Annotated in this window: 14 protein-coding genes; 3 read left to right on the forward strand and 11 right to left on the reverse strand. The window is 62.3% G+C overall.

What is annotated here, in order from left to right:
* Positions 1–70: 70 nt before the first annotated feature.
* The 7 genes from JOF55_RS18370 to JOF55_RS18400 form a co-directional block, all read right to left on the reverse strand.
* Complete coding sequence (locus JOF55_RS18370; protein ID WP_310275864.1) at positions 71–670, reverse strand: histidine phosphatase family protein; 600 nt, start codon at positions 668–670, stop codon at positions 71–73.
* Positions 667–1,413, reverse strand: coding sequence for an SDR family NAD(P)-dependent oxidoreductase (locus JOF55_RS18375; protein WP_310275866.1), 747 nt, complete (start codon positions 1,411–1,413; stop codon positions 667–669). Before JOF55_RS18375 ends, JOF55_RS18370 begins: the two co-directional genes overlap by 4 nt.
* Positions 1,392–2,552, reverse strand: coding sequence for a hypothetical protein (locus JOF55_RS18380; protein ID WP_310275868.1), 1,161 nt, complete (start codon positions 2,550–2,552; stop codon positions 1,392–1,394). The genes JOF55_RS18375 and JOF55_RS18380 overlap by 22 nt, the downstream gene beginning before the upstream one ends.
* 6 nt (positions 2,553–2,558) lie before the next feature.
* Entirely contained in the window at positions 2,559–3,317 is a 759-nt protein-coding gene (locus tag JOF55_RS18385; protein ID WP_310275870.1) for a glycosyltransferase family 9 protein, read from the reverse strand.
* A gap of 302 nt (positions 3,318–3,619) precedes the next feature.
* On the reverse strand, positions 3,620–4,228 hold the full coding sequence (locus tag JOF55_RS18390; protein ID WP_310275872.1) for a phosphoribosyltransferase family protein: 609 nt from the start codon (positions 4,226–4,228) through the stop codon (positions 3,620–3,622).
* Complete coding sequence (locus JOF55_RS18395) at positions 4,225–6,102, reverse strand: nucleoside/nucleotide kinase family protein (protein WP_310275874.1); 1,878 nt, start codon at positions 6,100–6,102, stop codon at positions 4,225–4,227. The genes JOF55_RS18390 and JOF55_RS18395 overlap by 4 nt, the downstream gene beginning before the upstream one ends.
* Entirely contained in the window at positions 6,099–6,656 is a 558-nt protein-coding gene (locus tag JOF55_RS18400) for a DUF4254 domain-containing protein (RefSeq protein ID WP_310275876.1), read from the reverse strand. The genes JOF55_RS18395 and JOF55_RS18400 overlap by 4 nt, the downstream gene beginning before the upstream one ends.
* Before the next feature lie 351 nt (positions 6,657–7,007).
* On the opposite strand from JOF55_RS18400, the gene JOF55_RS18405 reads away from it, so the two are divergent.
* The 3 genes from JOF55_RS18405 (at position 7,008) to JOF55_RS18415 (ending at position 9,824) form a co-directional block, all read left to right on the forward strand.
* Positions 7,008–8,357: an NsdA family TPR-like regulatory protein gene (locus JOF55_RS18405; RefSeq protein ID WP_310275878.1), complete on the forward strand. Its 1,350-nt coding sequence runs from the start codon at positions 7,008–7,010 to the stop codon at positions 8,355–8,357.
* Positions 8,358–8,389: 32 nt separating this feature from the next.
* Entirely contained in the window at positions 8,390–9,097 is a 708-nt protein-coding gene (locus JOF55_RS18410) for a creatininase family protein (RefSeq protein ID WP_374727552.1), read from the forward strand.
* A 313-nt stretch (positions 9,098–9,410) separates the two neighbouring features.
* Positions 9,411–9,824, forward strand: coding sequence for a transposase (locus JOF55_RS18415; protein WP_445352011.1), 414 nt, complete (start codon positions 9,411–9,413; stop codon positions 9,822–9,824).
* 27 nt (positions 9,825–9,851) lie between these two features.
* On the opposite strand, the gene JOF55_RS18420 is transcribed toward JOF55_RS18415, so the two are convergent.
* The 4 genes from JOF55_RS18420 to JOF55_RS18435 all read right to left on the reverse strand — a co-directional run bounded on the left by JOF55_RS18420 (position 9,852) and on the right by JOF55_RS18435 (position 11,838).
* Entirely contained in the window at positions 9,852–10,367 is a 516-nt protein-coding gene (locus JOF55_RS18420) for a helix-turn-helix domain-containing protein (RefSeq protein ID WP_310275884.1), read from the reverse strand.
* A 268-nt stretch (positions 10,368–10,635) separates the two neighbouring features.
* A complete protein-coding gene (locus JOF55_RS18425) occupies positions 10,636–10,875 on the reverse strand; it encodes a hypothetical protein (RefSeq protein ID WP_310275885.1) in 240 nt (79 codons plus the stop codon).
* Positions 10,875–11,246: a hypothetical protein gene (locus JOF55_RS18430; RefSeq protein WP_310275888.1), complete on the reverse strand. Its 372-nt coding sequence runs from the start codon at positions 11,244–11,246 to the stop codon at positions 10,875–10,877. Before JOF55_RS18430 ends, JOF55_RS18425 begins: the two co-directional genes overlap by 1 nt.
* Positions 11,239–11,838 (reverse strand): hypothetical protein, encoded by a 600-nt coding sequence (locus tag JOF55_RS18435; protein ID WP_310275890.1) that lies wholly within the window; start codon positions 11,836–11,838, stop codon positions 11,239–11,241. Before JOF55_RS18435 ends, JOF55_RS18430 begins: the two co-directional genes overlap by 8 nt.
* Between the last annotated feature and the right edge of the window lie 166 nt (positions 11,839–12,004).

Here is a 12,004-nt window from a genome sequence, read left to right on the forward strand (position 1 = left end):
CACCGCGGCTACGCAGTAACCCGGCCCGTACTGGCGTGGTATCTGTTGCTCATCGCGGTCACCGCTGCTGTTACCGGTGTTCTTCTTGCTCAAGGCTCCATAGTTGGGCAGGGGCAAGTCGAAAATCGCGCGCGTGACTGAAGATCTCTGCGGGATGCTGATACCCGCGGTTCAAGGCGCTGACGGCTCCGATGAGCATCCGATGGGACACGACAAGTACGTGGCCGTTTTCGTTGGCGAAGCTGCGGGCAGCAGTCATGGCTTCGGCTGCTCGTTCGGCAAAGGCACGGAGACTTTCGCCGCCGGGAAGTGAGCTGTCCGGCTCTTGGGAGCGCTGCTTGCGCCACTCCTGGTAGTCGGGAGGGTATTCAACAGCATTCCGGCCGAGTACGCAGTACGGGGCGCACCATTCGGCGAACGCCGCGAGTGGTTCTGCCAAGTGTGCGCCGAGCGTGCCGGCCACGATGGAGGCCGTTTGCCGAGCTCTGCGTAGCGGGCTGGGAACGACGAGGGACAGCAGCCGATCGCGTTGGCGAAGGTATCGAGCGGTGACTTCAGCTTCGACAGTGCCGCAGATGGTGAGGGGACTGTCAGGGCGGGCGTGGGATCCGGAGCGACGGAGCCCGTCGTCGCAAGTGCCGTGGCGCATCCAGAGCACGGTGGTGGTCATGTCATGCACCATCCTCCGTCGACGGTCAGGCATTGACCGGTTATGAATCCAGCGTCGGACGATCCCAGGAAGTCGACAGCGGCTGCGATATCGCCGGGCTGGCCGCGCTGTTTGATGCATTGGCGGTCGAGTTGGCGGGCAACCATCGCTTCATGGTCGGAAACCACGGTGTGCTCAGCGGGTACTTCGATGGATCCCGCACGGATGCAGTTGACGGTGACACCGTGCGGTCCGAGTTCTCGGGCCAGTGCACGGATGAGCCCTTCGAGTCCGCTCTTGGCGGCAATGTATCCGGCGAGATCCACGCGGCCGAGCTGGGTAAGTACCGAGGACACGGCGATGAGGCGACCGTGTCCACGTGCAGCGAATGCCGGAGTGGCGATCCGGGCACAGGCGGCATGGGTGATCAAGTTGGTCTCGATCTGTTGACGGAAAGCGCCGAGGCTCAGATCACTCCACGAGATACGTGGATAGGCGCCTGCGTTGGAGACGAGGACCGAGAGTCGAGCGGCCACGTGGGTGATTTCCGCTTCGAGGGCGAAGAGGTGATCATCGCAGGTGAGGTCACCTATCACGCTTGTGACCGTGGCACCGGCGCGTTCGGCACTGGCTACGACGCTTCGGAGATCGTCGTCGTAGGTGAGGTGAGTGAGGACCAGGTCGTAGCGCGCCGCCAGGCGGGTGGTGATGGCGGCACCGATGCCGGAGCCGGCTCCGGTGATTACGGCGACAGGGCGGGGCACGGCAGGTGGTCTCCATTCTCCAATGGGGTAAGGGCAAGGAAGCGCGGGAGCGTGATGGCCGGGTCGAGCGCTTCGGCCAGCAAGGCCAGCGAGAGCGCGGCGTCGCGTGTTTCGAGGTCGGCGAGGTGGTAGACAGCAAGCAGCCGCATCACGAGGTAGGGGCGCAGCCAAGCCATGAGGTCGTCGACGCCGAGATACTCGGCGAATGGATGGACGATCTCGTTGAGATAGCGGTGCATAACATGTCGACGAGCCGTACTGGGGATGTGCCGATAGACGATCCTCAGGCAGGAGTTGTCGTACTCGGTATCGAGGATGGGCTCGGCAAGGCTGCTCGCGGCGAGTGCGGACGGGTGGTCGCGGAATACCGTGGGGTTGTAGTGCGGTGTGAGCCAGGCACCGTGGAGGCGTTGATAGAGCAGGAAGCAGGCGAACTCGCCCGCCAGTGCGTTGAGTCCGCCAGTGTCGTAGTCGAACCACACTGGTCCGGTAGTCGGTGACCAACCGATGTTGACGTCGGTGGGATCGCCCTGAGTGAGAGCTGCCCACACCGGGTTGTGATTGGCGAAATAAACCCGTAGCCAGGCCATCAGGTCGGCGAAGTCGAGTGTGTGCTCTCGACTGTTGATCAGCAACCGAAGCGCGGATAGGTCCGACGGGCGCAACTTCCGAGCGCCTGTTGTGATACGCCATGGTGTATCGGGTCGGTAATAACGGTCCAGTCTGCCCTCCGAGCCGGCGCGGTCTCCGTAGAGCTTGCTGACCGTGTTGGCATTGGTGGTACGGCACAACGTGCGTGGGATGACCTGGCGGTAGTGGCCGAAGACAGCGGAGAGGCAGACATCGAGGCGGCGTGTGTCGTCGGTGCGATCGACACGAGTGATCTCGTCGAGCAGCAGTCCGGCATCGTGGCCGAGAGGGGGCCACCGTCTGTACACGTGCACGGTCCACCGGCCGAATCGCCGCGACCCGAATAACTTCGGTACCGGGTAATACGCGCGAAGCCGTTCGTGTCCGGCGCGTTCATCGCGCGCTTCAGCGTGGTGCGGATTGGCTTTGACGAAAAACTGATGTCCTGCCCACTCGACGTGCCAGGTGTGGTTGGCGGTGAAACGTCGGTGATGTGCGATCCTCAGCATGATTGCCTACCTGGTGGCGAGTTGACCGGCGAAGTCGGCAATGAGCTTGGCTGGGATGTCGGTCAACTTCGCCGCATCCGACCACAGGGCATCGTCGAGATGGTCGCGAACGGGGCATCGATCGGCTGCCGCGAGCATCTGGGAGAAAGGGGTGGCGATGGCGTGATGGCGATCGACGCCGGTAGTCCACTTGGTATACGCGTGGCGGCCGTAGAGTCCGATGACTTGGGGGCCGGTTCCGTCGAGACGCTTGGTGAGTGCGGCCAAGTGGGTGAGTCCGGTGTCGTTGCCGATCACGATGTCGGCCGAAGCGAACACATCGAGGCAATCCACGGCATCCAGTCCTGCCAGCACCTCGAACTCGGCACGGTGAACAGATGTTGCCTCGGTGCTGGTGATCATGGTGAAGCGCCATGGTGCGGGGTATCTGTTCGCGAGGACCTGAGCGATGTGAGCGAAACCGTCTGCCCCGTAGTCCTTCCGATTCGGTCGGCTGGTCGCCGAGACGAATACGAGATGGAAAGGCCGTGCTTGTTCATGGGAAATGAACTGCGGCAGCGGCGCATGGTCAGCAGGTAGCCGAACACCGAGGGTTTGCTCAGCGGCCAGGTAGTAACGCATCGGCAGTGCGGCGTGGACCTCGACCTGCCCACCGTCCAGCAAATCCAGCCATGCCTGGGGTTTCTCGGGAATTGCGTAAAAGGCCGGTCCATTGCCGTGCCTGCTGCGGACCGTATGCGCCCCCTCGTGGTGCTCCGTGTTCAACGGCAATCGGCATCGTCGCATCAGACGTGCTCGCGGACCTCGATAGTGCAACTTCCCGTCGTTTCCGGCACTCTCTGCGAGAGCACGAACCAACGCCAGCGCAAGAAGAACATCACCGAGCCCGCGGTCGCCCAGAACGACCGACCAACCATGGCGCTGTATCACTTCCGCATGGCCGGTGTGCGTAGGACCTTCACCGGCAGCACGCCGATACGGCAGCGAGCGGGCCAAGGGAGCATGCTCGCGAGGAACGACGAAGCGTCCCCCTCGGCGACGAATCACGGTGCCGACCGTCCATGGGGTCACAGTCGAGTCAGGCTGCACAGCGGAACTCCCAGGGATTCAAGCAATGCTCGGGCATTACCAGTGGTGTCTTCGATCAGGCAGACAATGCCGACTACCTCGACTTCTGCCTCGCGAAGCACGGCAACGAGATTGCTCAGCGTGCCGCCCGTTGTGCTCTCGTCATCCACGATCAACACACGGGTACCGGCGAGGTGGCCGTAGGTGAAGACCTCGGTACGTCTTGCGTGAGGCTCGGTGAACTGGTGCTTGTCGGGAAGGTCGAGATCGAGCTTCCACGCCAGTCGATAGGGCAAGTCGCCGGCCAGTGCGACGGCGATGGTGGGCAGGATGCCGCCAGCGTCCAATCCGAGCAGCACATCGGGCCTGGTGAATTCAGGATGGTGACACCACGCTTGCCACAAGGTATTGCCCGTGCGCATCAGTCGTTCCGGACCCACCTGATCGCAGATACCGTCGAGTTCGTGCACGATTCGGACATCGCGTGTGCCGGAAGCCACTCCGAGGCGGCGCACACGCTGGGCATGGTAGGCAAGGTTCTCAGGTGTGCTTGGTTCGGGAATGGATATCTCGCAAGAGTGTGCTGCGAACAAATTTTCGGTGGTCATGCGTCGGTCCTCACGATGTGATCGAGTTGGTCGATATAGGTCATCAGTCGATCCGTTGCCTCGGCGAGTTGCTGGCACAAGAGCGGATCTTCAGGACTACGGACGAGCTCGTCGAGTTGCGGAGGTGAACATCCGGCAGTCGAGTGGAGTTCTCGGAAGGCCGCGAGCACATCCTGTGGATCGTCGAAGTGGTAGCCGTCAGCGCGCAGCAGGATCTTCGCCAGCAGCACCAGGTGCTTGTACACCGCACGGACGTCGATCTGCTCGTTCGCGAGCAGACGCCGTGTGGTCATCAACACCAGACCGAGCTCGCCGCGACTGGTGCGGTCTCCGCACGCAGTGACCGGGAGAGGAGCCAAGTAGCCCGGACGCTGATAGAGCACGCCGACGCCTTCTGCAGCGCGACGAAGCGATTGCACAACCCGCGGTGGTACACGCAGAGCATCGAAGTCTCCGGTGGTGAAGGAGCTGACTCCGACTTTGATGTCATCCGGGGTCGGTAAGCTGCCGATGGTGTGGCGCAGCCACTCCAAAGGCACGGTGTCGCGAACGACAAGCAGGTCCAGATCGCTCCATCCGTTCCGCCAGCTCGCCCTCCCGGTGCTGCCGGTGGCGAGTACGAGCGCGACCTGTTCGTCGAGAATGTGATCGGTAACCTGCCTCAACCACTCGCCTTGGGTCACTGGTCCACTGGCATAGAGGGGAACCCGTCGATTGCCCTCTGTGGATACAAGTCGGGTGACGACGAGCTTCAATGCGCTCAGTGGCCCGGTGTTGTCGATGACGTGATCGGCGATGTCGATGATCCGATGAGTGCCGCGTTCGTACTTGGTGGCATCGCGGGCGCGCAGGCGTGTCTCGGTTTCCGCTGCTCGGTTCGCCCGGACGGCAGAGTCCGCATCGACGTAGATCACCCGGCAGCGGTCACCCCAGATGCGCTTGAGGTATGCGGTCGCCTCGAAGCGGTGGGCACTTTCCACGCTGATCGTGCATGCCTTGCTGGTCTCGGCGAAGCGCAGAACCTCCTCGGTGAATTGTTCGGCTTGCCGAGGTTCCGGCCAGCCATATGGATCGGTCACACCGGCACGTAAGGCGGCGACTTCAAGCAGGTAACCGATCTTTATCCGGGTAACGCCGTGCTCGTCGCGCAACAACTCGCCGACACGGCTCTTGCCGCTCTCCGACATGCCGGCCAGCACCCACAGCCGATCCAGCGCCTGGTCCGATAGAGGCTGGATTTGGAGGCCGAACTCACGCAGTTGTTCACGGAGCCGTCGCTGGACATCGAGAATCGGGTCATTACCGAGGTCGAGTACTGCATGGTAATCACCTCGTTCGGCCTGAAGTGAGAGAATCTCGGCGAGTGCGTGCTGGTAAGCGGAATATCGCTCATCTACTGGCCGTGTCTCGCGGCATAGGGATTCGGCGGCCTCACTCGCGGGGTCACAAGACCACCGCAGAAGTACGTGCACTTCACGGCGATGGTCCGCAGCCGGGAAGTTGATCGCGATGCGATCGACGAGTTGAAGCGCTTCGGTCGGAGAGAGGGCATCCTTGATGGCGGCGGTAGCCGCGCAGGTTGCCCGTAGCATGGGTATTCCCCGGTCCTCCAAGGCCAGACGACCGCTTCCAGCACGGCGAGCAGTGTGGCTACTCATCATCAAGTCGACATGTTCAGCCGTGGTGGAATCGACGAACCACCACTGCGCGAAATCTCCGGAGGCGACTTCGCGCCAGCGGGAATCCCAAGCGTCGACAGTGCCAACGGCATGTGCACTTGGCATCCCGCGCCGTAGCCAGGCCAGTTGAGTTGTTTTTCCCACGTTGTCGACGCCGTTGAGCGACACCGCAAGGTGGTCCGTGCTTACGGTCATGATGTTCTCCGGTAACTCTTCAGGGAGCGCCACGCCGGTAGCCGTCGATGGCCAGCGACCACATCGCGAACCAGGTCGTCATAGGCATCGGCCAGCTCGGCAAGCTGTCGCAGGGCCAAGCGGGCACGCTCGCGGGTATCGGTGGCATTGATCAGGTTATTGGTTCGCACCCATGCAATAGCCAGCCGATCGATCACAGAGCCCAGAGTTTCGGTGTGTAGCGAGGCGTCGGCGCGACTGTGAATTTCCTGCGCTGCCCAGGCATCAATCCGCTCCACCAGGGCGACACGGCGGGCGTTGAGCTCGTCAATGAGCTGTTTGCAAGCGGCAACATCCTCCGCCGAGGTATCGTCTGCTCTGCTGACATCCTCGGCATGCCATTGCCTCCTGTGCTGGGAGGCCAGGTCGTTGGCAATATCTAGGACGATCTGTCCCGAGTGATCGGTACTGACAACCTGGCGGAAAGCCTCGATGACCGATGCGGACCGAGGCAAGGTTTCCCGAAGATGCCCTGTCATCTGTACGTCCGTGGTCGTCTCACCGCCGTCAACCATCGTGTACGTCCTTTGCATTGACTTCTCGTATTTGGATGCGCTTGCGCCGAGGGGCGGGGCGCTTCCTCGGCGCAAGCGCGGCTCTTTCCAGGCAGTGCCTGCTTGTCGCTGCTCGGTTAGTGCAAGAACTCGACCAGGCCCGTTGCACGTCGTCTGGTCGGTGTGGTCGTTCATCGGCTATCGCCACCCTTGGTAAGCACGGCGTTACTGCCTGCTGACACTAGGGAGCAGCTGCTGATGTGGGAGGCCGTTATCCGCATGATCGCTATGCGCGATGCGCATAACCGGCATATGCGAAGTTAGCCTGGTTCGGAAACGAAGCGAGAGCGATTACCGGCGAAGGCGGAAATCATGGCCCACGGCGACGCGCAATACTGCGCGAGATGTGGTGCACGGCTGGCCCGCGACAACACCACGTCGCTGTGCTCGCCATGCGGCCATACTGGTGAAAGTAACGAGGCTCCCCGACTGAGTGCCGATTTCTGGAACAGCGACCAGATGCGCGACGCGCTGGCCAGCCAAGATATGGGCGTGGTCGTGCGTGTCTATCGTCGTCATCCCGCACATGGGCGCAAACCACTTCCGCAGAGCGATGTAGCTCGTTGGCTGAACATCACACAAGGTCAGCTTAGCCGTATCGAGTCGGGCCGAAACCGTGTGCGTGATCTTGACAAGCTCATCCACTACGCTCGACGTCTGCACATACCCGCCGAGATGCTGTGGTTCGACGTGGGCGGCACCGGCTTTGAGCCGCCGAAGCCCTCCGATGTTCTCCGGCTCCCCGGTGGCCCTGTGGTCCCCGCTGCGGCCACGCGCACTGAGCCAGTGTTAGCCGAGTCTCTGCTGATGACTCTGCAGCAGTACGTGACCACGGATAACCTAGCCGGACCGCATTCCCTGCTACCCATCGCCACACAGCAGGCAAGCTTCGCGGAACAGCTTCTGACCGAAAGTCATGGACACGGCCATGCTCCCCTGCTCTATGTTGCTGCCCGGTTCGCCGAGTTCACCGGCTGGCTATATCAGGATGCCGGCGACCTCCACACAGCCATGCAGTGGTCGAACACCGCCCTTGACCTCTCGCAAGAGGCCGGCGACGCGCACTTGTCCTCCTACATCCGGATGCGCAAGAGCAATATTGCCAGCGATGCTCGCAAGCCCGACCTGACCATCGCCTTTGCCCGCGCGGCCTTGCAGAATCCCGGAGCGTTGCCACCGCGCCTCAAAGCCGTGGCGCTGCGTCAAGAGGCACACGGATACGCTCTCGCCGGAAACTACGACACCTGTGCCCGCGCTCTCGATCATGCCTTCCAGTACGCATCAGAAGCACCGAATGACGATACGGACATCGCACGCTACTGCACCCCCAGCTACATCGAAATGGAAGCCGCCCATTGCTGGGTCGAACTTGGCAAACCGGCCAAAGCGCTCACTACGCTTCAGCAGGGACTCGCCGACTGGCAATCAGATTTCCGACGTGACCTCGGGCTGTGCCTGGCACGTCTGGCCGTCGCGCACGCAGGCACTGGCCAGCCCAACGAGGCCCTTACCGTCGCGCAACATTCGCTGGCCATCGCCTCCGAGACACGCTCCCACCGCACAAAACACCAGCTCCATCGGGCATCCGAACTGCTGACCACGGTAGGTGCGCACGAGCACGCTCACTACCTGCGCCACGTGCTGCGGAACACGCTGCGGTGATGCCCAGGCCGATCGACACCAAGGAGAATCGCGTGAACCTGCTTACCAGCGCCACCGCCACTGATGAAGCCCGCCGCAGTGCCCGCGTTGCCGTCCTCCCGGTCGGCAGCTTCGAACAGCATGGAGATCACCTCCCGCTCGTCACGGACACCGTGATCGCCGGCCTGATCGCCGCGCGCATCGCCGAGACCTACGATCTCTTCCTGCTGCCGCCCATTCCCCTCTCGTGCTCGCACGAGCACGAGAGCTTCCCCGGAACTGTCAGCATCGGTGCAGGCACCCTGATCACCGTCATCGACGACATCCGCGCCTCACTGGCACGTTCGGGCGTGTTCAAGCTGGTCCTGGTCAACGGGCACGGCGGTAACTATGTCCTGTCCAACATCACTCAGCAGGCCAACGTCGATGGTCGATACGTCACCTTGTTCCCCGGCCGTGATGACTGGAGCGCTGCCCGCGAGTACGCCGGGGCGGTCACCAGTAGCCACGACGACATGCACGGCGGTGAAATGGAGACCTCGATCCTGCTGCACGCCCACCCGGAACTGGTCGGCGATACCTATGCAGATGCCGATCACGAAGCCGGCAACCGCCCACACCTGCTCGTGTCCGGGATGCAGGCATACACCACCAGCGGCATCATCGGCCGTCCCTCCGCAGCTACCTCGGCCAAGGGCAAAGCCGCGCTGGACAGCCTGGTCAGCTCCTTCGCCGACCACCTCACCGTTATCGACGGATGACATGCGTGCAGAAGCCATGAAGGAGCCAGTGAGTGCCGCAGTATCGAGATCATCAAGGATGTCGTTTACCGAGAGGGAATTTCGCTTGCATGTCGAGTCAAGAGATTCTGATCGACGCTCTTCGAGACCGCCTCACTGCCGTCTATCGCAGTTCCATGATGGCCGCGTAGCTTGCGCCTGCATCGCGTTGGATCTCGGTCAGTCGCCAGGAGCGCGGCAAAGTCGTTTGAGGTGCGCGCTGGGGATGGTGAGGGCAGGCACGGCCTTTGTTGATCATGTGGTTATCGAAGTCCACGATCATAAGAGAAGTACCGTGCCTGCTGTTGCATCATCGCCGATCCCTGCTTTCCTCGACCAACTGACCACTCTCGTCTCGACCGACCATGCCGGTGGTGATCCTGATGACCTGCAGGAAAACCGGGTCCACCACGAAATTGTCTACGGCGTAACCAGCCTGACCGCCACTCAAGCCAGCCCCACCCAACTGGCCGCCTACATCCGCAGACACTGGACGGTCGAAAACCGCGTGCACTGGGTCCGCGACGTCACTTTCGCCGAAGACGTCTCCCAAATCCGTACCGGCAACGCGCCCCGCGTGATGGCCAGCCTGCGCAACCTCACCATCGGTGCCCTCCGCTTGGCCGGACACACCAACATCGCCGTCGGACTCCGCTACGCCGCCCGAGAATTCACCCGCCCACTCCAACTCCTCGGTCTACCAACATGACTTTGCCGAATCCCTGCCTACGCGGCATTATTCTAATGGGCGTTTGTTCGGTAGTGTCCAAATGTTTCGGTTCTTGTCCGTGATGTCTGTGTGCTTATTCATCCGGATAATCAGGTCACCGTCAGACGGTTCCCTGTCTCGGTATGCGAACCCACCGTATTTCGCTGATATGTTCGGTTTGATCGACGGGTCGTATTCAACCACGAGATCGTATTCTTTCAGTCGGTCGTAGAATCCACCCAGATTCTTTAACCGCTCGTACGACAGTTCATCCTCACCTCCGACCATGTAGTGACCGTGGTCCCTCAGCCTGTGGTATATCCCTGCCTCAGTGAAGCGAGTCTGGATGTACCGGAACGGGAACAGTTCGTTCGCGATCTCTCGCTTGGTCCGGTAGCTGATCTCCTTGGCGTACCTTCTCTTCATGGCACTGACAGCGGAATCGCTGACGCCGTACATGGCGGCAATCTGTCGTTGTGTGAACCCCTTCCGTCGCAGGTTATCAATGGCGTCTGGTGTCAACCCCGACTCTTGAGCGAACATGGCCTTACCTCCAGGGATGTTCGTAAACGCTGTGAATGTTAACGCAGTACGTGCCACTGTATCGACATCCAGCCCCCATATTTTCTTTCTCGTGTCTCGTTTGGTACCTCTCGGAGATTGCACGGGGTTCGGGGCTACGGCAACGGACCGGGGCTGGCGAACCGCTTTCACTCTCTCGGTCGGTGCTGTCGATGTGTAAGTCTTGGGAGCGAGTGGCGGTGTGTGAAGGCACCGAGAGTGATTCGCCGATTCTGGTGGATGATTTCGTTCAGTCGGTTTCCCGGTGGCGTGCTCTGGGTGGGGCGATCTGGTCGCTGCGATCTCGTCGTTCGGTCAGCGCGGCGCACCGTGGGCAGGGAGTGCCGCCGGTGTCGAGGCGTTCGATGTGGTCGGTGCGGAGTTCGCGTCCGCAGGCGGTGCGGATCAGGCGTGCGGGGAGTTGCTCGACGGATTCGTGCACCAGCGGATTGGTTTCGTGCGTGAGGTCGGGGCGATGGCGTATGCGCATCAGTCCTGCACCGCCCGAAGCTGCCGGGGCTGGGACCTCTGCTGCGATGTGGCCTGCGGTGGGTGCTGCGATGCCGCGGCTTCGTACGAGAAACCGACGGATGGGTGGGTGCGCATCCAGTGGCCGAGCAGTTGGGTGCCGCGCAGGGTGAGCTCGGCGGGGATCCAGGATTCGGTTCCGGTGCGGTGCTGCGTGCCGAGTTGGATGTAGCCGTCTCGCCGGAGCATGAACAGGGCGCTGATCAGGCGGGGTGACAGTTCGTCGGTGCGGTGTCGTAGCGCTCCGGTGGGGCCGACGGCGCCGATCTCGCTGCGTGCCACTTTGCGAAGAGCGCGGTAGAGGAACGGGGTGAAGCTCGGAGCATCAGACATCGTCTGTCCTTTGTGGTGTATCGACGTGTGGGTGTGCTTGATCGGCGCAGTGCTCGTGAGGGTCTTTGCCCTGGCTGTTCGGGAGGTTGCGCAGTGCGGTCAACAGCCGGGACAGGAGCTCGTGGTCGATGGTGGCCCATCGGTTGCTGTGGACGGCATCGTCGGCTCCGTCGGGAGGTGGGTGGCCGTAGGCGATGTGCCAGTAGGTCAGGCACTGTGGGCAGGCCGGGCCGTAGCGGGTGAACAGGGCGGAGCGGTACGTGATTGCGGTGCCGCAGCAGGCGTGCAGCTCGGCGCCCACGGTTTCGCCTGCGGCCAGCAGAGCTATGTGCACCTCTCCTGCGGGCTCGTCAAAGGCAACTTGGTGACGTACGAACACCGGCACCGGCCATGGTTGCCCGTCCGGGCTTGTTGTCGGCCCCCACCGGGCCCGGCAGCCGGGATCGCGCAATAACAGTTGTTCGGTGATCTGTGCGGCCGCTGGTGGATTGGGTGCGGAGAACCGGCTCGATTCTCCGGCGAGCGGATCGAGGTCGGCGAAGGCGGTGAACGGGGCAGCCTCGGGGCCGGGCGGTGATTGTGAGGTGTTCATCGGAGGTGTCTCCGGTGGTGGTTTCCGGGTTGAGCGGGGGCGCTGGTCCGCACGCCCGCTGTCGGGGCGCGGTAACTCCGGGCGACAGGCGGGAATGTCGGCCGGAACTGCGTGCGGACCAGCGCAGCGGGTGTGCCCGACGGCCAGGCGCACTCCGCATCGTTGC

This window comes from Haloactinomyces albus (assembly GCF_031458135.1).
Classification (GTDB): Bacteria; Actinomycetota; Actinomycetes; order Mycobacteriales; family Pseudonocardiaceae; genus Haloactinomyces; species Haloactinomyces albus.